This is a genomic window from Nocardioides mesophilus, assembly GCF_014395785.1.
Taxonomy (GTDB): Bacteria; Actinomycetota; Actinomycetes; order Propionibacteriales; family Nocardioidaceae; genus Nocardioides_B; species Nocardioides_B mesophilus.
Genome location: NZ_CP060713.1, coordinates 3,092,593 through 3,114,512 on the forward strand (window position 1 = coordinate 3,092,593; position 21,920 = coordinate 3,114,512).

Consider the following 21,920-nt stretch of genomic DNA (forward strand, 5'->3'; position numbering starts at 1 on the left):
GGTGAAGACGATCGGCCTCATCGGCGGGATGAGCTGGGAGAGCAGCATCGAGTACTACCGGCTGATCAACGAGGAGGTACGCCGGCGGCTCGGCGGCCTCCACTCCGCCGAGTGCGTGATGTACTCCGTCGACTTCGCCGACATCGAGGCCATGCAGGCCGAGGGACGCTGGGACGACGCGGGAAGCCGGCTGGCCGAGGTGGCCCGCCGGCTCGAGCTCGCCGGCGCCGACTTCCTGGTGTTGTGCACCAACACGATGCACAAGGTCGCCGATGCCGTGGAGAACGCGGTCTCCGTGCCGCTGCTGCACCTCGGCGACACCACCGCGGACGCCGTGCTCCGGGCCGGAGTGCAGCGTGTGGGGTTGCTCGGCACCGGCTTCACCATGGAGCAGGAGTTCTACCGGGACCGGTTGGCCTCCCACGGCCTGGACGTGAGCGTCCCCGGCCCGGAGGACCGCGACCTGGTGCACCGGGTCATCTATGACGAGCTCTGCCTCGGGGTGGTCCGCGACGAGTCCCGCCGGGCCTACCAGCAGGTCATCGGCCGGCTCATCGACGCAGGAGCGCAGGGCATCATCCTCGGCTGCACCGAGATCGAGCTGCTGATCGGCCAGGAGCACGTCGCCGTACCGGTGTTCCCCACCACGCGCCTGCACGCCGAGGCCGCCGTGGCCGCCGCGCTGGCCTGACCGGTCGGCGCGATCCGACGCCGGTGACCGGGCCGCGGGTCAGCGGTCGCGCCAGGCGGCGACGCTGCGGACGGTCCAGGTCAGGCGGGTGCTGGCCTCACCGAGCAGCCGCCGGACGGTCGGGCCGGCGGCCGAGCCGCCGACGTGAACGGTGAGGGTGTGGATGCCGCCAGGCCCGTGCGGGTACGGCGTCGTGGTGGCCTCTTCCTGCCACTGCCCCTGCAGGCTGCGGCAGCGCACCCGCAGCCGGTGCGCGCCGGGAGCGGCGTCCCAGGTCAGGGACCAGGGTCGCCAGGCGTTCGGACCGAGGTCGACGCCGAGCGCCGCATCGGTCCATGCGCCGCCGTCGACCTGGAGCTGCACGGCCCCCACCCCGGCCGGCGGTGCCCATGCGTAGCCCTGGACCCGGAGCGCGCCGGGCTCGACTCGCGCATGGGCCGCCGGCGAGTCGATCCGGGAGCCCGGGTGCACCGGGTAGGTCCCGTCCTGCCAGCCGCGGCTGCCCCAGTACGACAGCGGCGGGGTGCTGGTCACGGTCAGCCGGCGCAGCCACTTCAGGTTGCCGTCCTGACCGTGGCGGCCGGCGACCATCAGCCTGGCGGGACTGCCGTGCTCGCGCGGCAGCGGCTGACCGGCCATGCCGACGGCGAGGAACCCGTGGTCGCGGGCGACGCCGAGCGGGAGCACGTTGCGGTAGCCGTCGACGGCCTCTGCCACGAGCCAGCCCTCGGACGGGGCACCGACCAGCCCGAGCAGGTCGCCGAGGCCGACGCCGGTCCAGCGGGCACAGCCCATGCGCGAGCCACCGACCGGGTTGTGCACGCAGACCAGGAGAAGGTCGCGCTCCTCCAGCGGCCGTTCGAGGAGGTCGCGAAGCGTCAGGGTCATCGGCTCGCGCACGTCGCCGTCCACGGTGAGCCGCCAGGTGTCGAGGTCGATCCGCGGCTCGGGCACGGTGATGTCGATGACCGGCATCCGGCCCGGCTCTGCGAGCACGGGGGCCACTCCGGGTTGCGGATCGGCCACTCCGGCCGGGACCGGCGGCAGCGGCCGGGCGGGCGCCGGGAGCGTCACCCGCTCGCGCAGCAGGGCGGCACTGCGGCGGCGGGCGTGCCGGTCGGCGGCCACGACTGCGACGGCCGTCGCTGCGGTCCCGGCGAGAACCGCCCGTGGTCGCACCCGTAGCGGGGTGGTCGCGGTGGCGGCGACCAGCATCGCTACGGCGGCCGCGGCGGCGGTGTCGGCTGTGGACGCATCGCCGCGACGCACCGCCAGGTAGCCGCCAAGCGCGTGCGGGGCAGCGGCCACGGCGTTGCCGAGCAGGGGACGGTGAGCGGCCAGGGCACCGCCGGTCGCGGCGGCCAGCCCGCTGGCGCCGGTGGCGAGCGCGGCCAGGCCCGGCTTGTCCGCGCGGCCGACCAGTGCGACACCGCCGTCGACCAGCATCGCCGGGGCGACGTCCACGAGTCCGCGCGCCAGGCCCGAGGCGGGGGAGCGGCCGTGGCGGGTCATCGATGCGGTGATCTCGCCGGCGGCGACGGCGAGCAGGCCGGCGAGGAGGCCGGTCCGGCCAAGGCCTGGGGTGTGATCAGCCATGCGGAGCTCCTGCTGTGAGTGGGGGGTGGGAGGGACGGTCGGCGGTGGTACGCCTCGCGCTGGGTCAGGTCGTGCCGACGGTCAGCAGTGCGGTGGCGAGGATGACGTCGCAGACCAGGCAGGTCTCGGCGTACCAGCGGGGCACCACCCGGTTCGCCCGGTGATGGGCGACGTCCCATGCGGCGTGGGCCAGCCAGCCCGCGGCGAGCACGTAGCGGGCAGCAGTCGGATCGGCGGCTGCGGCGGTGATCGCCACCGCGGCGAAGGCGAGCACCGCCCCCGTCTGCGCGGTCAGCCACCGGGCTGCCGCGAGCTCGCCGCGGGCGGTGCCCCAGGTCAGGTAGATGACCGCAGCGGTGAGTACCCCCCAGGCGCTGATCCAGGTCTGCACACGTCCGGGCAGCGGCGAGACCAGCGCCAGACTGACGAGGGTGGCAGCGATACCGAGCCCGGTCGGCCACCGCCGGGTGAGTGCGCCGGACAGGCGGGTGCGGCCGGAGACCTCAGGGGCAGCTGCGGTGGTGAGGGTGTTCATCGACGGCTCCTCGGCTGGTCGTGTGGTCGGCATCCAGCACGCTAGGGACGGTCAGCCGGCCCTCACGCCGGTGGAATCGCCAGGTTCGTCGCCGGCTCGTCGTACGGCGTCGGGCGAACGGCGACCGTTTCTGTCTCACCGTCTCACCGTCTCACCGTCTCACCGTCTTGCGGTCCGGGTCACCCGTCGAGGGGGAGCGCCGTGAGCTCGGCGCGCGAGGTCACGCCCAGCTTGGTGAACACGTTGCGCAGGTGGAAGTCGACGGTGCGCGGACTGACGAAGAGCTGAGCGGCCACGTCCCGGTTGGACAGGCCCTGCCGGACCAGCGCGGTGACCTGCCGTTCCTGCGCGGTCAGCTGGGGAGCCGTGGAGACGTCCCGGCGGCGTGCGGTCTCGCCCGAGGCGCGCAGCGCCTGCGCGGCTCGCTCGGCCCAGGGGACGGCGCCGAGCTCCTCGTGCAGGGCCAGGGCGGTGCGGAGATGGGCTCGCGCGTCGACCCGGCGGCCGGTCCGGCGCAGGTGCTCCCCGTAGGCCAGCTCGGTGCGAGCACGGTCCGGCAGGCGCGGGGAGCCGGCGTGCGCTGCGAGCGCCCGGGCGAAGTGCTCGTCGGCGTCGCTGCCGTCGGCCAGCAGGGCATGGCCGTGCTCCACGACCGCGCGGGCTGCGGGGGTGCCGGTCCCCGTGGCGAACTCCTCCAGCTCCTCCAACCAGGACCGGGCCAGGTCGCTGCGCCCGGCACGAACGGCGGTCTCCAGCCGGTCCAGCGCCGCCATGCGTCGCAGGGCCGGCATGGTCATCTGCTCGAGGTGGTGCAGCGCGGTCGCCGGCTGCCCGGGGCTGCGCAGTCCGTGTGCCCAGTGGACGAGGTCGACCACCAGGGGGTCGGTGATGCCGACCGGGTGCTTCTCGCGGATCGTCCTCACCTCGGCCAGGTGCGGGTCGGCAGTGGCGTCGCCGCGCCGCGCGGCGAGAAGGGCCAGCTGGGCGGTGGGCAGCGCCGTAAGCCCTCGGTGGCCGGTGCCGGCGAGCAGCGGCAACGCCTCGGCGGCCGCGGTCGATGCCCGTGCCCATGCACCGGTGGCGATCTGGAAGTGGGCGCCGCGGGTCAGGGCGTGCTCGACCATGTTCAGTGCACCGGCGCGGCGGGCTGCGGTCAGCTGCTGCTCGTGGAGCCGGAGCCCCTGCTCGTCGTCGTCGATCAGCATGGCGGCGACACCGAGGTTGGGCTGCAGCACGTGGTCGTCCACCGTGTGCGCCTCGGCGAGCGCGTACGCGCGCCGGAACAGCTCGCTGGCGGTGGCCCAGTCGCGATCGGCGACGGCAGTGAATCCGTGCAGCAGCGCGGAGGCCGCCCGGACCAGCGGCGGCGCATCCGGGGTCGGCGCCGGCGCCAGGACGGTCGGGTCCACGCTGCGGGGTGAGCGGGCGCCGAAGGCCGACAGCGAAGCGGCGAGCATGGCCAGCCCCTGGGCCATCTGCTGGTCCACGTCCGCCGCGATCTGGGCGGCCTGCAGGACCAGGTCGTAACCCTCGTGCAGTGACCGGGTGTTCCACTCGAGCTGGCCCTGCAGGGTCAGCAGCCGGGCCCGGAGCACGGGGTCGGTGACGTCCCCGGCGGCGGCCTGCGCCAGCGCGGCGGCTCGTGCGGGGTGCGCACCGAGCCAGGCCGAGGACGCCGCCAGGTACAGCCGCCGGCCCCGGTCCTCGTGGTCGCCGGTGAGCTCGGCGGCGCGGGCCCACGCGGCGGTCGCGGCCTCGTGGCCGCCGCGCGCAGCAGCCCGCTCGGCGACACCGTCCAAGGCAGCCACGACGTCTGCGTCCGGCCGGTCGGCGGCGGCAGCCAGGTGCCAGGCACGCCGGTCCGGGTCGCCGCGCAGCACCTCGGCGAGGGCGCCGTGCGCGGCCCGACGCTGCGCGCTGGTGGCCGCCCGGTAGGTGGCGGAGCGCACCAGCGGGTGGTACAGCGTCAGCTCGTCACCGTCCACGCGGAGCAAGCCGGCGCGTTCCACCTCGTCGAGCGCCTCGTCGCCGGCACCGAGACGATCGGCCGCGTCGCGGACCACCGTGAGCCGCGCCGTGTCGTCGGTAGCGGCGACCAGGAGGAACCGCTGCGCGTGCTCGGACAGGCCTCGACCCCGGTCCAGGAACGCTCGCTCGACCCCACCGGTCAGGGGCAGCGGCGCCGGCAGTGGCAGGCGGCCGGCGAGCTGCTCGGCCGAGAGCAGCCGGGCGAGCTCGACCAGCGCCAGCGGGTTGCCGCCGGTCTCGGCCACCAACCGGTCGCGAACGGCTGGGTCGACCTGCCGGGCCTCCCGGCCGGCCAGCAGTGCCGCGGCATCCGCCCCCGTCACGCCGCCGAGCGCCAGGGAGGGCACATCCGGCGCATCGATCCCGCGGGCGTCGCCCTCGCGGACGGCGAGCAGCAGCGCCACGTGCTCGTCCTGCAGACGCCGCGCGGCGAACAGCAGAGCCCCGGCCGACGCGTCGTCGAGCCACTGGGCGTCGTCGACGACGGCCAGCACCGGTGCCTCCTCGGCCGCCTCGGCGAGGAGGCTCAGCGCCCCCAGGTAGGCGAGGTAGCGCTCACCCTCCCCGGGGCTCTCGCCGAGGGCGGCGCCCAGCGCGGCGTGCTGGGGTGCGGGCAGCGTGTCGAGCCGCCCCCTGAGCGGCCGCAGCAGCCGCTGCAGCGCGGCGAACGCGAGGGGGGACTCCGACTCCACGCCGGACGTGCGGAGCACCCGCAAGCCCGACGCGGCGTCGACCGCGTCCGCCAGCAGCGTCGACTTCCCGACCCCGGCGACCCCACGGACCAGCAGGGCCCCGCCGGAGCCGGCCCGCGCGCCGTCCAGCAGCGCGGCGATCGCCGCGCGTTCCGCGTCACGCCCCCGTAGCACGGAACAGACGTTACCCAGCCGGCGCGCAGCGCGGGAATGACTCAGAGAGACCCCGTGCGAGGTTGAGGCCGGTGACACACCATGGCGCCGTCGTCTCGACGCGGACCGACCGGGCGTGCCCGGCTACCCGGCGACCCAGACCGCGAACCCGGCGATTTCCCCGGCGTGAGGCCGCGCCGGCCGGGTCCAGGCTGATCGCAGGCCGTCCCGACTCCAGGAGCTCCCATGCTGTCCGGCACCCCCCGCACCTTCGTCGGCTCCACCACCTTCAGCGTCGCCGGAATGACGTGTGCCAACTGCGCACGCGCCGTCACCGAGGAGATCAGCAGCATCCCCGGTGTCGCCGCTGTCCTCATCGAGCCGGCCAGCAGCACCGTCACCGTGACCGCGTCCCGGCAGCTCGACCGTGCCGACATCGCCGCCGCGGTCGAGGCAGCCGGCCACGCGCTGGTGCCCTGATCTCCCGCCACCGATCCGCGTCAACGACCCGACCAGGAGTCCGCCATGCCCGACGCCACCGCCCGCGGCCCCGCCCAACCTGGGCTCGCGCCACCGCTCTGCCCGGTCACCGTCCGCCGGGCTACCCCGGACGACGCCCCCGACGTCGCCGTCATGGTCGGCGAGATCGCCGCCCTCGAGAACCAGACGGGTCACGTCCACGTGGACGAGGCAGGGTGGAGGAGGCTGCTCGGCCGAGCCGAGGTCATCGTGCTGCTCGCGGAGCGCGACGGCGCCGCAGTGGGTTATGTCTCCGCGGTCCGTCAGCTGCACCTGTGGACCGGTGGTGACGTCCTCGCCCTCGACGACCTGTACGTGCGACCGGGCCACCGGGACGGCGGGGCGGGTCGGCGGTTGATGGCCGCGATGGCGGCGACGGCCGCGCCCGACCAGCTGGTGGTCCGCTGGGGTGTCGAGCCCGACAACCTCGACGCCCAGCGGTTCTACCGGCGGCTCGGGGCAACCCTGCGCCCGAAGGTGACGGTGACCTGGTCGCCCGCGGCGTCCGCCGACGTCGCCGCCGAGTAGACGCCCGACGTCGTCCCGCGACGGTCGGGGAGGGGCCGCTGCAGCCGGGCATCCCTGTCACCCGACCGCGGTCCGCTCCTGCCTGCGGGGGTCACCTGTCGGGCGATCCACTCCGCGTCGTCCTGGACGAAGCCGAGCAGCGCCGAGCCGCGGGTGTGCTGCCAGGGCAGGCCGAGGAAGGTCAGGCCCGGCACGTCGGTGACGCCCCGTCGGTGTCGGAGCTGGCGACCGTCCCAGACCCCCGGCAGGTCGATCCAGGAGTAGTCGGAGCGGAACCCAGTCGCCCACACCACCGCGTCGACCTGCAAGCAGCTGCCGTCGGCGAACGTGGCGGTGCGGTGGTCGGCACCGGTCAGCCTGGGACGCAACGTCACCCCGGCGGCACGCAGGGACCTGGTGGAGGTCCCGATGACCAGGTCGCCACCGCGCCGGCGGAAGAACCGGGCGATCGGGGAGGTTGCCGGCCGGGTCAGAAGCCCGGTCGCGGTCAGCCACCAGAACAGGTCTCGGCCGAACGGACGCTGCGGCACCATCGTCTGCTTGCTGCCCATGGCGACGTGGACCTCGCGGGAGGCGGCGATCTCCTCGGCGATCTGCAGGCCGGAGTTGCCGCCGCCGACGACCAGGACCCGTCCGCGCGGCAGGTCCTTGGGGTTGCGGTAGCGGGCGCTGTGCAGCTGCACCACGTCGGTGCCCAGCGACCGGGCCGGCTCGGGAATGGCCGGGACCTGGAACGGTCCGGTGGCGACGATGACGTGGCGGGTCTGCAGCGTGGAACGGTCGGTCTCGAGGCGGAAGCAGCCGTCGGCAGTCCGGGTCAGCCGTCGGACCGGCGTGTCGAGCAGCACCGGAAGGTCGAACCGCTCGGCGTAGGCCGCCAGGTAGTCGGCGACCTGGTCCTTGGTGGGGTAGCTGCCCGCGGCGGCGGGGAACGGCATGCCCGGCAGCGAGGAGTACTCAGCCGGGGTGAACAGTCGCAGCGAGTCCCAGCGGCTGCGCCACGCGTGACCGACCGAAGGTCCCGCGTCGAGCAGCAGGAACCGGCTGCCGTGCCGGGTCAGGTGGTAGCCCGCGGCGAGGCCGGCCTGACCGGCGCCGATGACCACGACGTCGAGCGGGGAGTCCGCGAGCTTCTGGCGGGAGATGGTCGGGTCGGACATGGGAGCACTCCAGCTGCGAGAGGGCGGAACGAGCGGGACAGCACGACCGTAGGAGCCCGACGACGGCGCTCTCGCCGGTGAAATGGCCGGGGTCCGCGCCGACGCGACCCGTCGTTCCGGGGCTGCGGCGGCTGCTGCGGGACAGCCGGGCGGCACCCGGAAGCAGCGGCTCGCACGCCGGAACGGGTGCTGATCCCGGCGGTTCACCCGGCGCGCCCGGAACGGCGCGACGACGAGAGTCGTGCCACCGGCCGATCCGGCCGCCAGGCACCCGATCCCGAAGGAGCTCTCATGTCGCACGACACCACCGCGGTGGCCGCACCGGCCGCCGTACATCCTGCCCCGGAGCCGGAGGTTCGGCGTCCGTGGACCATCCTGGGCGTGATGCTGATGGCGCAGTTCATGGTCATCCTCGACGTCAGCGTCGTGAACGTCGCGCTCCCCAGCATCGGGAAGGCCCTGCACTTCACCAGCACCGACTACCAGTGGACCGTCAGCGCCTACGTGCTGCTCAGCGGCGGCCTGCTGCTGTTCGGGGGTCGGCTGTCGGACCTGCTGGACCGCCGGGCGATGTTCCTGACCGGGCTGGGGCTGTTCACCGCCGCCTCCCTCGTCAGTGCCACCGCGTCCTCGGCGACGATGATGATCCTCTCCCGCGGCGCACAGGGCGCCGGCGCCGCCATGCTCACCCCGGCCGCGATGGCGATCATCGTGACCTCCTACTCCGGCCGGCAGCGGGCCAGCGCCCTGGCGATCTGGGGCACCATCAGCAGCATGGGCATCGCCGCCGGGGTGCTGTTCGGTGGCATCCTCACCACCGTCTTCGGCTGGCAGGCGGTCTTCTTCATCAACGTGCCGATCGGGATCGTGGCCGCGATCCTGGCCGTCCGCACCGTCGCGGCCGGACGACGCACCGGCAGCCTGCGGCGCCTCGACGCACCCGGCGCGGCGACCGTGGTGACGGGGTTGCTGGCGCTGGTGTTCGCCATCGAGGGCACCCGCACCGAGGGATGGGCGTCCACGCAGACACTCGCTGCCTTCGCCCTGGCGGTCGTGCTGCTCGGCGGGTTCACGCTGATCGAGCGCCGGGTGCCCGCCCCGCTGGTGCCGCCGGCCACCTGGCGGATCCGGTCGCTGATCTCGGCGTCCACCGTGATGGCCGTCATCACCGGCGCCGTGGTCGGCGCGATCTTCCTCAGCTCGCTGTTCCTGCAGACGGTGCTCGGCGGCTCCGCGATCATCACCGGCCTGCAGTTCCTGCCGTTGGCTGCCGCGATCACCGTCGGCGCCATGATCGCCTCCAAGCTGCTGGGCCGCGTCACGCCGAAGACGATCATGGTGGCCGGCCTGCTGGTGGTCGCTGTCGGCGCCACGGTGCTCGCCCGCATCGGCACCGACCCGACGTACCTCGCCGACATCCTGCCGGGCTTCGTGGTGATCGGGCTCGGGGTCGGGCCGATGTTCGTGGCCATCTCGGTCGCGGCCATGGCGGGGATCCCGCACGCGCAGTCCGGGCTCGCCTCCGGAGTGATGATGACCGGACACGAGGTCGGCGCAGCACTGGGCGTCGCGACGCTGGCCGCGATCGCGGGGGACCTGACCACCCGCACCGGACTCGTCGACGCCTACCCGCGGGTGTTCACGGTCGTGGCGCTGGCCATGGTCGCTCTGGCCGGGTTCGCCGCCGTCGCGGTGCCGCGTCAGGACGCCCACTCCGCAGCCCACCCCACCGGGCACCCGCCGATGCACTGACCGACGCCCGGAGCGGCGGGGGTGCTCCCGCCCTCGCCCTACGGGCAGGTCACGTCCGGGTTCCAGTCGTGGAACATGCCGCTCGGATTCGGCTTCCACAGCCACAGGTGCAGCTCGTAGAAGGCGGGCAGGCCGTAGCGGTTCTGCGGCTGCGCCTCACCCGGGCCGGCCAGGCGTTCGAAGGACTGGCCGAACAGCCGCGGCACGTCGGCCGGGTCGGGGTGGGTGGCCCGCCAAGTGGACTCGAGGATGACGTACTCCAGGGCGACCAGGTGCAGCGACCCGTCGGCCGCCGGCTGGTAGACCAGCACCTCGGGCGAGCCCGGCGTCAGGCTCGGATCCCCGACCAGGGCGCCGTTGACGTAGTGGATCCCCATGCCGCCGGCCGGGTTGTCGATGCAGGCGATCCCGGCGGCGTCACGCAGCTCGCCGTACCCCGACGACGTCGCCTGGCCCAGGGAGTGGAACCGGGCCGTGGCGGCGCGGGTCAGCTGCAGGTCGTCCCGCGGCGAAGCGACAGCGGGCGTGACCGTCGCGGCCAGTGCGAGGGTGGCGGCACCGACCGTCATTTGGGGGAGGGTGCGCATCACGATCCCTCCTTGACTTCGTAGATCTCGTCGGCGACGAGGCCGTGGGCCTCGCGGTGCACGGTGGCGGCGGCCTCGGACGACGGCGCGTCCACGAGGCAGAAGATCTTGCCCCTGCCCTCGTCGACCCAGTAGCGCAGGTAGCTGACGTCGTGCTCGCCCTGGGCCTGCAGGTCCGCCTCGTGGGCCTTCGACACATCCTCGATGCTGACTCCGCCATCCAGATGGTGGACGTCCATGTAGAGCGGCATGGTCCCGGTCCTTTCGTTCGTCGTGCACGGTTGGTACGACGACGCTAGGGGCCGCGCCCGCACAGCGAATGGGCAGCGGATGCCCATGTTCGGAAGGGCCGTTGCCCAGGTTCGGCTCGGGTCAGGCCACGACGACCAGGCCGCGGAGCCGCGCCTCCGTGGCGGCCGCGTGACGCGAGGTCACGCCCAGCTTGGTGAGAACGGCCGACACGTGGTGGTGCACGGTGCGGACCGAGACCACCAGCCGTACGGCGATCTGCTCGTCGGTCATCCCCTCGGCCACCAGCGCCAGCACCTCCGCCTCCCGCTGGGTCAGACCGGCAGGGTGGGCCCGGGTGGCCGCCCGTGAACCGGTCGGCACGGAGGGGCTGCCGAGCCGGCGTAGCTCCTGACGCGCGAGCCTGGCGGCGGCCGGCGTCCCGATCCGGTCGAAGCGGGCCAGGGCCTCGTGCACCTCGTCGGCGGTCCCGCCGTCTAGCAGGGCCCAGGCTGCCTCGTAGGGCATCTGCCGCTCGTCCCACGCCGCTGCAGCCTCGCATGCGTGGCCGGCGAGGCCGAGCTGCACCGGCGGCTCCAGCACCAGTCCGGGCACGTCGGGCGCCGACAGCCCCGCCCGCCGCAGCCAGAGCAGGAACACCCCGACCGTCGCCGGTGTGATCTCGGCGAGGCCGGGCCGCAGGCACTCTCCGAGGTCTCGTCGGGCCGCAACCGGGTCCCCGGCCAGCAGGTGCGCCTCCGCGCGGGGGATCTTCGTGACCAGCTCCCACTCGAGGTCCCCGGTCTGGTCGGCGATCCCGACCGCCTCGTCCAGGGCTGCCATGCCTCCCGGCTGGTCGCGACGGGTCCGCACCAGACCGACCACGCACAGGGGCGCGACGACGTTCGCGGGCGAGGTCTTGAGGTCCACCAGAGGCTGGGACAGGGCGACGGCCTCGTCCCAGCGCCCCCGCGACAGCATCGCTTCGCCCTGGGCAGCCCGGATGCAGTAGCCGTAGGTGGCGATGTCGTGCTCGTCGCAGTAGGCCATCCCTTCCGCCGCGATCAGGTCCAGGTCCTCCCACCGGCGCTCTCCCAGGAGCAGGACCAGGTAGTTCGCGTAGATCCGGCCCGCCTGCGCGTCGCTGCGGGTCGCCTGAGCCAGCGCCAAAGACTCGCGCATCGGCGCCTCCCACGGCTCACCCCGGGCGGCCAGGGCGCACGCTTGGGTGTTGAGCGCGTCGCTGATCACGTCCGGCAGCTCCAGCTCGCGGGCGAGGACCTCGGCCCGACGGGCCACGTCGAGGCAGGCCGACAGGTCGTCCTGGAACACCGACAGTCGTGCGAGCGCTCCGGCCAGCTCGGGGGTGCGGCCCAGCGGTTCGAGCACCTGGACCGCCTCACGGGCGCTCTCGGCCGCCTCCTGCTGCCGGCACAGCCGCCACAGCGCCGCGCTCCGGACGCGCAGCGCATCACCGATGCGCAACGGGTCACCTGCGTGGCGCCACAGGGCGAGGGCGGCGTCGCTGGCCTCCCGGGACCGGTCCCAGCTGTCGGTCAGACCGGACTCGACACTCAGCCTCGTCCAGAGGTCGGCGACCTCCTCGGCCCGGACGCCGTCGATGAAGCGCAGCGCGCGTTCGAGCTGGGCGACGGCTTCACGGTGCGAGCCCAGTTGGGCCGAGCGCTCTGCGGCCCGCGGTGCGAACAGCTGGACCGCCTGCGCGTCGCCAGCGCCCTCGGCGTGGTAGGCGAGCCGGGCCTCGTCCGCGCCCCGCGTGCCGAGCGCTGCGAGGGCGGCGGCATGGATGGCGACCACACGGTGCGCGGGGATCTCCTGGGCGATGGCCAGGCGGGTCAGCTCGTGGCGGAAGCGCAGGCCGGCCGGTCCGCTGACCAGGAGGCCCGACACCACCAGCTCGTCGAGATGGTCGGCCCGGGCCTCGCACACCGCGCCCAGCAGGCCGACGTCGACGCGACCACCGAGCAGCGCCGCGGCCTCCGCCGTCCGCCGGGTCGGATCCCGGAGCCGGGCGACCCGGGCCAGCACCGCGTCCCGGGCCGACGGCGGGACCGTGCCCGGGCTGCCGCGCAACATCTCGGTGACGAAGAACGGATTGCCGCCGGTGAGCCGGTAGAGCTCGGTGCCGGACGTCGCCACGGCGGCGGCCAGCTCGTCGACCGCCGGCCCCGACAGCGGGGCCAGGTCGATCCGCCGGGTGGTCCGCTGTGAGCCCAGCTCCCCGAGGGCCACGCGCAGCGGGTCCCGGGCCGAGAGCCCGTCGTCGCGGTAGGTCGCCAGCACCACGACGGGGAGGTCCTTGAGGCGCCGACCGACGTGACGGACGAGGTCCAGCGTGGCCTCGTCGGCCCAGTGCAGATCCTCGAGCACGACCACGGTCGGTTGCTCGGCCAGCGTCACCAGCAGCGTGGCGAACAGCTCCTCCCGCGGTCGCTCCGCCCGGCAGGCGTCGAGCAGAGCGCCGCCGGCCTCGGTGGCGACGTCGAACAGCGGCCCCAGCGCGCGCGGGGTGAAGAGGCCGTCGCAGGCGCCGTGCAGGGTGCGCAGTCCGACCGACCGCTGGAAGGTCTCCACCAGCGCGGTCTTGCCGATCCCGGCCTCGCCGGCGACCAGCACGAGCCGCCCGCGCCCGGCCCGCGCGTCGTCGGCGTACTCGGACAGAGCCGCCAGCTGGGCCTCGCGCTCGAGGAGCATTCCTCGATTGTCGGGCGTCGGCGCCATCCCCGTCCATAACGCTGAGGGGTGAGAAAGCCACGGCCACCCGGACGACGGGCCATGGTGCCTGCGGACCTGCGGGAGCGATGTCCTAGATTCTCTGCGTGAGTGCGCAGGCCCCGTCAGCCGTCATCCTGATCCGTGCGGATCGTTTCATCCCCAATCCCGCCACGGCGGCCGACAACGCCTTCCAGCGTCACGTCCCCGAGGGACAGTCCGACGACGCCACGTCGACCAAGGCGCTGGCCGAGATGGACGCCGTCGCGCAGGCCCTGCGCGACGCGGGGGTGACCGTGCACGTCTTCGAGGACGAGGACCACACCCGCCCGGACAGCGTCTTCCCGAACAACTGGCTCTCCACCCACGCGGGGGCAACATCGCGGTCTACCCGATGTACGCCTCCAACCGTCGGCACGAACGTCGCGCCGACGTGCTGGAGCTGCTCAAGTCCCAGTACCGGGTCCAGACCATCGTGGACTACTCCGGCCTGGAACCCGACGGCATCTTCCTCGAGGGCACCGGCGCGATGGTGCTCGACCACGTCTCACGGGTCGCCTACACGGCGCGCAGCCACCGGGCCGACACCCACGTCCTCGAGCGGTTCTGCACCGACTTCGGCTACGAGCCGATGGCCTTCGACGCGGTCGACTCCGCGGGCGTGCCGGTCTACCACACCAACGTCATCGCCTGCATCGGCACCGATGTCGCGATGGTCGCCCTGGAGATGATCCCGGACGAGCAGCGCCGTGCCGAGGTCCGCGAGCGGCTCTCGGTCAACGGGAGGGTGGTGGTCGAGCTCTCCGAGCAGCAGATCCGCGAGTTCGCCGGCAACGCCGTGGAGCTGTGCGGTCGTACGCCGGAGGGCCGGCGCCGCTACATCATGGCCATGTCGGCCCGGGCACGCCGGAGCCTGCGGCCGGACCAGGTCGCGACGATCGAGGAGTCCTGCGAGATCGTGGCGGTCGACATCCCCACGATCGAGCTGGCCGGCGGTTCGGTCCGGTGCATGATCGCCGGGGTCCACCTCGACCGGCGGCCGGCGGTCGAGCCCGAGCCCACCGCCGCCGTCGAGGCGATCGACCAGAACCCGCACACCGCCGACGGCCAGGACATCGCCACCGGGGAGGCGGCGGACTGACCGTCACGGTCAGCGGCGGTGCCGCTCAGCCGGCCTGGTGATGGCCGGCGTGGCTGGAGGTGTAGAGCGGGATCCGGAACAGCATCACGACGATCATGGCGACGCACGCCAGGAGGCACACGCTGGGCACCAGGGCCGCCGCGGAGACGATGTCGACCCCGTAGCCCACGATCAGCACAGCGGCCGCGGCGACCGAAGAGGCTGCCATCTCCCAGGCGGGCCGCCAGTCCATCCGCCGGAACCGCATCCAGGCCACCATCACCGCCGCCAGGATGAGCGAGGCGACGAGCGCCGACCAGACCGGAGCATCGGTCGCGAGGTCAGGGGACCCCAGCAGGGAGGCAGCCCCGAAGAACAACCCGACCCCCAGCCCTCCACCGATGCACATGACGGCACACATCTCCAGGAAGTGAAATCCGAACCGGCCGGCGGGCCTGACGACGCCGGCGGCCGACGCCGCCCGCTGGCTCCGGGATGCCCCGGGTTGCCACGACACAGGGTGCACGCGCATCTCGACTCCCTTCTACGGGACGCCTGCCGCGCGGGATCGCACCTCGCACCCTTCGGCGGCCGACGTCGGTCCGGCAGGTACGTGAGCCCTTCGGGCCCAACGTCGGCCGCGCCCCGGGGCTCCGGAAGGGCCGAAGGGCCCGTCGTGGTCAGAGTCTTCCGACATCGGCGGCCGGTCGATCCGGGCTGTCGCATGCGTTCTGATCGTGGTCATCGAGAGGTTGTGACTGGCTCGTAACGGGGTATCCGTGGCAGGTTCTCAGTGGACCCGGCGGGAAGTGCCCGGCGGCGGGCCGGCGGAGGTCTTGGTGACGTTCTCTCGTATCGCGATCGTGAACCGCGGTGAGGCTGCGATGCGGCTGATCCACGCGGTGCGCGAGATCAACGCGTCGGGCTCCGGTCCGATCCAGACGGTGGCGCTGCACACCGAGGGCGAGAGCCGGGCGACCTTCGTGCGGGAGGCCGACCTGTCCTACGACCTCGGACCCGCGGCCGGCCGCCCCTACATCGATCTGGCGGCCCTCGAGCGGGCGCTGGTGGACACCGGCGCGGACGCGGTGTGGCCGGGCTGGGGCTTCGTGGCCGAGGACCCGACCTTCGTGGACCTGTGCGACCGGCTCGGGGTCACCTTCATCGGACCCAGCGCCGAAGCGATGCGCAAGCTCGGCGACAAGATCGGCTCGAAGCTGATCGCCGAGGAGGTGGGCGTGCCCGTCGCCCCGTGGAGCCGCGGCGCCGTGGAGACGCTGGCCGGCGCGCTGGCCGCCGCCGAGGAGATCGGCTACCCGCTGATGCTGAAGGCGACCGCCGGCGGCGGCGGCCGCGGGATCCGGATGGTGGCCTCGGAAGCCGACCTCGAGGACGCCTACCAGCGCACCAGCGACGAGGCGTTGCGCGCGTTCGGCAACGGCACCGTCTTCCTCGAGCGCCTGGTCACCGGCGCCCGCCACGTCGAGGTGCAGCTGATCGCCGACAGCCACGGCACCGCCTGGGCGCTCGGGGTCCGCGACTGCTCGATCCAGCGGCGCAACCAGAAGGTCATCGAGGAGTCGTCGTCGCCGCTGCTCTCCCCGGCGCAGGCCGACGAGCTGAAGGCGGCGGCGGAGCGTCTGGCGATCACCGTCGGGTACGTCGGCGCGGGCACCGTGGAGTTCCTGTACCACCCCGGCGACAAGACCTTCGCGTTCCTGGAGGTCAACACCCGGCTCCAGGTCGAGCACTCGATCACCGAGGTCACCACCGACGTCGACCTGGTGAAAGCGCAGATCCACGTCGCGGGTGGCGGCCGGCTCGAGGGCGAGCGGCCCGCCGAGAAGGGGCATGCCATCGAGGCGCGCCTGAACGCCGAGGACCCGGACCGCGACTTCGCGCCGGCGCCCGGCCGGATCGTCCGGTTCGAGCTGCCGACCGGCCCCGGGATCCGGGTGGACACCGGGGTCACCGAGGGCGACACGATCCCGCCGGACTTCGACTCGATGATCGCGAAGATCATCGCCTACGGACCCACCCGCGAGGAGGCCCTCGCGCGGCTGCGCCGGGCGATGACCGAGACCACCGTGGTGATCGAGGGCGGCACCTGCAACAAGAGCTTCGTGCTCGACCTGCTCGACCAGCCCGAGGTCGTCGACGGAACGGGCGGCTGGGCCGACACCAGCTGGATCGACCGGGTCCGCGGCGAAGGCAGGCTCGTCGCCCACAAGCACGCCGGGATCGCCATCGTCGCCGCGGCGATCGAGGCCTACACCGACGAGCTGCGGATCCAGGTCACGCACCTGCTTGAGACCGCGCACGGCGGACGCCCCCAGGCCCGTCACCAGGCCGGGCGTCCGGTCGAGCTCAAGCTGCGCGGTACGACGTACCAGGTCTCGACGATCAACACCGGGCCGTTGCGCTACCGGGTGAGCATCGCCTCGGGCGACACCGAGCAGAGCGTCGACGTGGAGCTCGAGCGCATCGACGAGTTCCACCGGCGGCTCGACGTCGCCGGCCGGCGCTACCACCTGGTGACCGCCACCCACGGTCCCAGCACCCTGGTCGAGGTCGACGGCGTGGTGCACCGGATCACCCGGGACGAGGGCGGCGTGCTGCGCTCCCCGGCGCCGGCGCTGGTCGTCGCCACGCCCGTCGGCGTCGGCGAGGAGGTCGCGGCGGGCGCGCCGGTCGTGGTCCTGGAGTCGATGAAGATGGAGACGGTGGTCTACGCGCCGTTCCGGGCCCGGGTCAAGGAGCTCTCGGTGATCACCGGCAGCCAGGTCGAGACCGGCGCCGCGCTGGTCAAGCTGGAGCCGGTCGAGGACGGGGCCGAGGCCGTCGCCGCACCCGAGACTGCCGGCACGGAGCTGGACCTGCCGGCCCCCGAGGGCGGTCAGACCGCGGCCGTGCGCGCGACCCGGAGCCGCGCCGCGCTCGCGGCGGTCATCCTCGGCTACGACGTGCCGCCGCGGGACCAGGACGGGGCGCTGACCGCCTACCTGACCGTGCGCGAGGAGCTGCGCGCCGAGGGCGTCTCGGTGCTCCCCGACGAGATGGCGCTGCTCGGCAGCCTGGCCGACCTGGCCGAGCTGAGCCGCAACCAGCCCGCGGACGAGGAGCGGCACACAGAGCTGCGGGTGCACAGCTCGCGCGAGCACTTCCACACCTTCCTGCAGAGCCTGGACGTGGAGCGCGGCGGCCTGCCCGAGCAGTTCCGGGACCGGCTGCTGCGGGTGCTGCGCCACTACGGCGTCGAGGACCTGGACCGGACCCGGACCCTGGAGGAGAGCGTCTTCCGGATCTTCGTCGCCCAGCAGCGCTCGGCCCCCGAGGTCGCGCTGGCCTCCGCGGTGCTCGGCCGGTGGATCGACGAACCGTCGCCGACCGGTCGCCTCGCCGGCGAGGCCCGGGACCTGCTCGAGCGGCTCGGCCGGGCCACCCAGCTGCGGTTCCCGGTGATCGGGGACCTGGCGCGCAGCGTCCGGTTCCGCTGGTTCGACCAGCCGGCCGTCGACGCCGAGCGCGCCGGGGTGCTCGCCGGGGTCCGTGACGAGCTGGTCGCGCTTGCGGCCGACGGCGACCTGCCGGACCGGGCGGAGCGGATCAACGCGCTCGCGGCGATCCCGGAGCAGATCGTCCGCTTCCTGGCCGAGCGGCTCGAGGACGGCGTACCCGCCCGGGAGCCGATGCTGGAGGTGCTGGCCCGGCGCCACTACCGCGAGTACGACCTGCGCGACCTGGAGTCGATCGAGTCCGGGGACCGTCCGTTCGTCGTCGCCGACTACGTCCTCGACGAGCGACCCACCCGGCTGGTCTCGACCGTGGGCACGGTGGCCGAGCTGAGCGGCCCGGCGGGGGCGCTGGCCGCCTCGGTCGGCGAGCAGGTCGCGCGCCGCCGCGACGGGCAGGAGGCCGTGGTCGACCTCTATCTGCACTGGCCCGAGGCGCCCGAGTCGGCCGACGACGTGAGCGGCCGGCTCCGCCCGCTGGTCGAGGCGCTGCCGTTCGCCGGCGACGTACGCCGGGTCACCGTCGCCGTCTGCGCCGGCAGCGGCCGACCTGTCGGCTACTTCGCCTTCCGGCCCGACGGCGCCGGCGGCGTCGCCGAGGACGACCTGACCCGCGGCGTCCACCCGATGGTGGGCCGGCGCCTGAACCTGTGGCGGCTCCGCAACTTCGCGGTGACCCGGATCGAGGCGCCCGAGGACGTGCTGCTCTACGAGTGCGTCGCGCGGGAGAACCCCGCGGACCGGCGGCTGGTGGCGCTGGCCCAGGTGCGCCAGCTCGCCGTGGTCCGCGACGAGGACGGCCGGGTCACCTCGATCCCGCACGCCGAGCGCGCCGTGGAGAGCTGCCTCGAGGCGATCCGGCGGGCTCGGGTGGCCCGCGGCTCGGCGGGCGCCAAGCTCGACATGAACCACGTGTGGGTGCACGTGTGGCCGGTGGTGGAGATCGACGAGAGCGGGCTGGGCGCGCTCGGCGACAAGATCCGGCCGCTGACCGACGGCGCCGGCATCGAGGAGGTGCTCGCCCAGGGTCGGGTGGCGATCCCCGGCGGTGAGCCGGTCCCGGTGGCCGTGCGCTTCGGCGTGCAGCCGGGCGCCGGCGTCGTCTCGACGGTCGAGGAGCCGCCGAGCGACCTCCTCAAGCCCCTGGACGACTACGCGGCCAAGGTGCTCCGGTCCCGGCGGCGCGGCCTGGTCTACCCCTACGAGCTGGCGTCGGTGCTGGCCGGTCCCGACGGCACGCTGGTCGAGCACGACCTCGACGACACCGGCGCGCTGGTGCCGGTGGACCGCGCCCGCGGGCTGAACAAGGCGGGCATCATCGCCGCGGTCGTCAGCACCCCGACCCCGCTGCACCCCGCAGGGATCACCCGCGTGGTGCTCTGCGGGGACCCCACCAAGTCGCTGGGCTCGGTCTCCGAGCCGGAGTGCCTGCGCATCATCGCCGCCCTCGACCTCGCGGAGCGCCTGCAGGTGCCGGTCGAGTGGTTCGCGCTCTCCGCGGGCGCCCGGATCTCGATGGACTCCGGCACCGAGAACATGGACTGGGTGGCCGCGGCGCTGCGCCGGATCGTGGAGTTCACCCAGGCCGGCGGCGAGATCAACGTCGTGGTCGCCGGCATCAACGTCGGCGCCCAGCCGTACTGGAACGCCGAGGCGACGATGCTCATGCACACCAAGGGGATCCTGGTGATGACGCCGGACAGCGCCATGGTGCTCACCGGCAAGCAGTCCCTGGACTTCTCCGGCGGCGTCTCGGCGGAGGACAACTTCGGGATCGGCGGCTACGACCGGGTGATGGGTCCGAACGGCCAGGCGCAGTACTGGGCGCCGAACCTGGCCGGGGCCTTCGAGGTGCTGCTGGCCCACTACGAGCACACATACGTCGTGCCGGGCGAGCCGGGACCGCGCCGGGTGGCCACCACCGACGACGTGGACCGCGACATCTCCTCGTTCCCGCACGACGTGCCGGACAGCGACTTCCGGACAGTGGGGGAGATCTTCTCGGCCGAGACCAACCCGGACCGGAAGAAGGCGTTCGACATCCGCACCGTGATGCGGGCCGTCGCCGACCAGGACCACCCGACGCTGGAGCGCTGGGCCGGCATGGCCGACGCGGACACCGCCGTGGTCCAGGACGCACACCTGGGCGGCTACCCGGTCTGCCTGCTCGGCATCGAGTCGCGGTCGATCCGCCGCCGCGGCTTCCCGCCGGCCGACGGGCCGGACACCTACACCGCGGGGACGCTGTTCCCGAAGTCGTCGAAGAAGGCGGCCCGCGCGATCAACGCGGCCAGCGGCAACCGGCCGCTGGTCGTGCTGGCGAACCTGTCGGGCTTCGACGGGTCACCGGACTCGATGCGGCACCTGCAGCTGGAGTACGGCGCGGAGATCGGCCGCGCGATCGTGAACTTCCGCGGCCCGATCGTGTTCTGCGTCGTCTCGCGCTACCACGGCGGCGCCTTCGTGGTGTTCTCCAAGGCGCTGAACCCGAACATGACGGTGCTGGCCCTCGAAGGATCGTTCGCCTCGGTGATCGGCGGTGCGCCCGCCGCAGCGGTCGTGTTCACCGGCGAGGTCGAGAAGCGCACCGCGGCCAGCCCTGCCGTCCGCGAGCTCGAGGCCCGGATCGCCGAGGCGTCCGGCTCCGAGCGCAGCAGGCTCGTCGTCGAGCAGGCGGAGCTGCGGGCGGCGACCCGGGCGGAGAAGATCAGCGAGGTGGCGGCCGAGTTCGACTCCGTCCACAACATCCACCGGGCGGTCGAGGTCGGGTCCGTCGACGCGGTCATCCCGGCCTCGCGGCTGCGGCCGGAGATCATCCGCGTCATCGAGCGCTCGGCGCCGGCGGGGGGCTGACCCGGTCGCGGCTGACCCGACCGCCGCGGCGCCGGGCCGACCTCGGCCGGGCCGCCGCCGGGTCCAGCGGCGACCGGGACGATTCGCGCCCGCGCAATGGCCCGAGTGTCGCTCGCAGTACGGACCAACGGCCCGGTGATCGCAGCGCCCCGAGGTCGTACCTTGGAGGGCATCGGGCCCTTCGCGGATGGATGACCTCACATGACCGGTTTCGGCATCGACCTCGGCACCGCCAACACGGTGGTGTGCCACCAGCGCCGCGGGGTGGTGATGGACGAGCCGTCGGTGATGGTGGTGCGGACGTCCGAGGCCCGCTCCCGGCGCGTCCGACCGCTGCTGGTCGGCCACGAGGCCCGCGACCTCATGGGCCGCTGTCCGGTCGGGCTCGCCGCGGTGCGGCCGCTGCACGACGGCGTCATCGTCGACCTCGAGTCGGCGCGGGCCTTCGTCGTCGGCGTCCTGGGCAAGATCGCCGCGCCCGCCTGGCAACGAGGCCGCCCGCGAGCGGTGATCGGGGTGCCGGCCGGGGCCACTGCCCTGGAACGACGTGCCCTGCTCGAGGTGGCCCACGAGGCAGGGATCCGCAAGCCCGAGGTGATCCCCGAGCCGATCGCCGGGGCCGTCGGGTGCGGGCTGGACCCGCTCGAGCCGCGGGCGCACATGGTCGTCGACATCGGTGGGGGAACCTCGGAGATCACCGCGTTCTGCTACGGCGGTGTGCTCTCGCACCGCTCGTCGCGGATCGCCGGCGACGAGATGACCCTGGCCCTCTACCGCTACCTGCGCTCCGAGCACCAGCTGCTCGTCGGCGAGCTGACCGCGGAGTCACTGAAGTGCCGGCAGGACACCGACGAGGGCCTCTCCTCGGTCGTGCAAGGGATCGACCTGGCCACCGGTCGCCCCCGGCTGCTGACCCTGGAGTCCGCCGAGGTCCTCGACGCGCTGCGGCCGACCGCGGACGCCATCATCGCCGCGCTCGCCGGCGCCCTCGACGACCTGCCTCCGCAGGCGGCCGACGACATCCTCACTGACGGGATCACGGTGTTCGGCGGCTCGAGCCTGCTGCGTGGCTTCGACAAGCTCATCGAGGCCGCGTTCGCCTTCCCGGTGCGGATGGCCGACCGGCCGTTGACCTGCGTCGCCGAGGGCGCCTCGCGATGCCTCGCCGACCCCGACGTGGTGCGCGCCTACCAGGACACCTTCGTCGAGGCGACCTGACCGGTCCTGCGTCGC

14 protein-coding genes and 1 pseudogene are annotated in these 21,920 nt (G+C 73.7%); 7 read left to right on the top strand and 8 right to left on the bottom strand.

Annotated features, from left to right (window positions below; genetic code table 11):
• The first annotated feature begins 1 nt into the window (after position 1).
• Entirely contained in the window at positions 2-691 is a 690-nt protein-coding gene (locus H9L09_RS14980) for an aspartate/glutamate racemase family protein (RefSeq protein WP_187577676.1), read from the top strand.
• Positions 692-730: 39 nt separating this feature from the next.
• On the opposite strand, the gene H9L09_RS14985 is transcribed toward H9L09_RS14980, so the two are convergent.
• The 3 genes from H9L09_RS14985 to H9L09_RS14995 all read right to left on the bottom strand — a co-directional run bounded on the left by H9L09_RS14985 (position 731) and on the right by H9L09_RS14995 (position 5,716).
• A complete protein-coding gene (locus H9L09_RS14985; RefSeq protein WP_187577677.1) occupies positions 731-2,287 on the bottom strand; it encodes a molybdopterin-dependent oxidoreductase in 1,557 nt (518 codons plus the stop codon).
• A gap of 64 nt (positions 2,288-2,351) precedes the next feature.
• Complete coding sequence (locus tag H9L09_RS14990) at positions 2,352-2,822, bottom strand: DUF6010 family protein (RefSeq protein WP_187577678.1); 471 nt, start codon at positions 2,820-2,822, stop codon at positions 2,352-2,354.
• 179 nt (positions 2,823-3,001) lie between these two features.
• Positions 3,002-5,716, bottom strand: coding sequence for an ATP-binding protein (locus tag H9L09_RS14995; RefSeq protein WP_187577679.1), 2,715 nt, complete (start codon positions 5,714-5,716; stop codon positions 3,002-3,004).
• A gap of 225 nt (positions 5,717-5,941) precedes the next feature.
• Between H9L09_RS14995 and H9L09_RS15000 the strand changes: the two genes are divergently transcribed.
• Both H9L09_RS15000 and H9L09_RS15005 read left to right on the top strand, forming a co-directional pair.
• A complete protein-coding gene (locus tag H9L09_RS15000) occupies positions 5,942-6,175 on the top strand; it encodes a heavy-metal-associated domain-containing protein (RefSeq protein ID WP_187577680.1) in 234 nt (77 codons plus the stop codon).
• Between the two features lie 45 nt (positions 6,176-6,220).
• Positions 6,221-6,742: a GNAT family N-acetyltransferase gene (locus tag H9L09_RS15005; protein ID WP_187577681.1), complete on the top strand. Its 522-nt coding sequence runs from the start codon at positions 6,221-6,223 to the stop codon at positions 6,740-6,742.
• Here H9L09_RS15005 and H9L09_RS15010 read toward each other — a convergent pair.
• Complete coding sequence (locus tag H9L09_RS15010; RefSeq protein ID WP_187577682.1) at positions 6,658-7,902, bottom strand: flavin-containing monooxygenase; 1,245 nt, start codon at positions 7,900-7,902, stop codon at positions 6,658-6,660. The two genes, H9L09_RS15005 and H9L09_RS15010, sit on opposite strands and share 85 nt — an antisense overlap.
• A 291-nt stretch (positions 7,903-8,193) precedes the next feature.
• Here H9L09_RS15010 and H9L09_RS15015 point away from each other — a divergent pair, with 291 nt between their 5' ends.
• Positions 8,194-9,654, top strand: coding sequence for an MFS transporter (locus tag H9L09_RS15015; RefSeq protein WP_187577683.1), 1,461 nt, complete (start codon positions 8,194-8,196; stop codon positions 9,652-9,654).
• A 38-nt stretch (positions 9,655-9,692) separates the two neighbouring features.
• Here the strand turns inward: H9L09_RS15015 and H9L09_RS15020 are convergent, their stop codons facing one another.
• From H9L09_RS15020 to H9L09_RS15030, 3 genes are all read right to left on the bottom strand, one after another.
• On the bottom strand, positions 9,693-10,241 hold the full coding sequence (locus H9L09_RS15020; protein WP_187577684.1) for a hypothetical protein: 549 nt from the start codon (positions 10,239-10,241) through the stop codon (positions 9,693-9,695).
• Positions 10,241-10,492 carry a DUF4242 domain-containing protein gene (locus tag H9L09_RS15025; protein WP_187577685.1) on the bottom strand — a complete coding sequence of 84 codons (252 nt, stop codon included), beginning with the start codon at positions 10,490-10,492 and terminating at the stop codon, positions 10,241-10,243. Before H9L09_RS15025 ends, H9L09_RS15020 begins: the two co-directional genes overlap by 1 nt.
• Before the next feature lie 121 nt (positions 10,493-10,613).
• Positions 10,614-13,184, bottom strand: coding sequence for an ATP-binding protein (locus H9L09_RS15030; RefSeq protein WP_187577686.1), 2,571 nt, complete (start codon positions 13,182-13,184; stop codon positions 10,614-10,616).
• A 125-nt stretch (positions 13,185-13,309) separates the two neighbouring features.
• Here H9L09_RS15030 and ctlX point away from each other — a divergent pair.
• Positions 13,310-14,343, top strand: a pseudogene (gene ctlX, locus H9L09_RS15035) (citrulline utilization hydrolase CtlX).
• Between the two features lie 25 nt (positions 14,344-14,368).
• On the opposite strand, the gene H9L09_RS15040 reads toward ctlX, so the two are convergent.
• Positions 14,369-14,854, bottom strand: a complete 486-nt coding sequence (locus H9L09_RS15040) for a hypothetical protein (protein ID WP_187577687.1) — start codon at positions 14,852-14,854, stop codon at positions 14,369-14,371.
• 307 nt (positions 14,855-15,161) lie between these two features.
• On the opposite strand from H9L09_RS15040, the gene H9L09_RS15045 reads away from it, so the two are divergent.
• Positions 15,162-20,687 carry an ATP-binding protein gene (locus H9L09_RS15045; protein WP_246456046.1) on the top strand — a complete coding sequence of 1,842 codons (5,526 nt, stop codon included), beginning with the start codon at positions 15,162-15,164 and terminating at the stop codon, positions 20,685-20,687.
• A gap of 201 nt (positions 20,688-20,888) precedes the next feature.
• Positions 20,889-21,905, top strand: coding sequence for a rod shape-determining protein (locus H9L09_RS15050; protein WP_187577688.1), 1,017 nt, complete (start codon positions 20,889-20,891; stop codon positions 21,903-21,905).
• The last annotated feature ends 15 nt before the right edge of the window (positions 21,906-21,920 follow it).

What these genes read in the sequence shown, in the direction of transcription:
- H9L09_RS15000 (WP_187577680.1), top strand. Translation starts at nt 5,942, where the DNA reads ATGCTGTCCGGCACCCCCCGCACCTTCGTCGGCTCCACCACCTTCAGC.
- H9L09_RS15015 (WP_187577683.1), top strand. Translation starts at nt 8,194, where the DNA reads ATGTCGCACGACACCACCGCGGTGGCCGCACCGGCCGCCGTACATCCT.
- H9L09_RS15050 (WP_187577688.1), top strand. Translation starts at nt 20,889, where the DNA reads ATGACCGGTTTCGGCATCGACCTCGGCACCGCCAACACGGTGGTGTGC.
- H9L09_RS15040 (WP_187577687.1), bottom strand. Translation starts at nt 14,854, where the DNA reads ATGCGCGTGCACCCTGTGTCGTGGCAACCCGGGGCATCCCGGAGCCAG.
- H9L09_RS15020 (WP_187577684.1), bottom strand. Translation starts at nt 10,241, where the DNA reads ATGCGCACCCTCCCCCAAATGACGGTCGGTGCCGCCACCCTCGCACTG.
- H9L09_RS15030 (WP_187577686.1), bottom strand. Translation starts at nt 13,184, where the DNA reads ATGCTCCTCGAGCGCGAGGCCCAGCTGGCGGCTCTGTCCGAGTACGCC.
- H9L09_RS15010 (WP_187577682.1), bottom strand. Translation starts at nt 7,902, where the DNA reads ATGTCCGACCCGACCATCTCCCGCCAGAAGCTCGCGGACTCCCCGCTC.
- H9L09_RS14990 (WP_187577678.1), bottom strand. Translation starts at nt 2,822, where the DNA reads ATGAACACCCTCACCACCGCAGCTGCCCCTGAGGTCTCCGGCCGCACC.
- H9L09_RS15025 (WP_187577685.1), bottom strand. Translation starts at nt 10,492, where the DNA reads ATGCCGCTCTACATGGACGTCCACCATCTGGATGGCGGAGTCAGCATC.
- H9L09_RS15005 (WP_187577681.1), top strand. Translation starts at nt 6,221, where the DNA reads ATGCCCGACGCCACCGCCCGCGGCCCCGCCCAACCTGGGCTCGCGCCA.
- H9L09_RS14985 (WP_187577677.1), bottom strand. Translation starts at nt 2,287, where the DNA reads ATGGCTGATCACACCCCAGGCCTTGGCCGGACCGGCCTCCTCGCCGGC.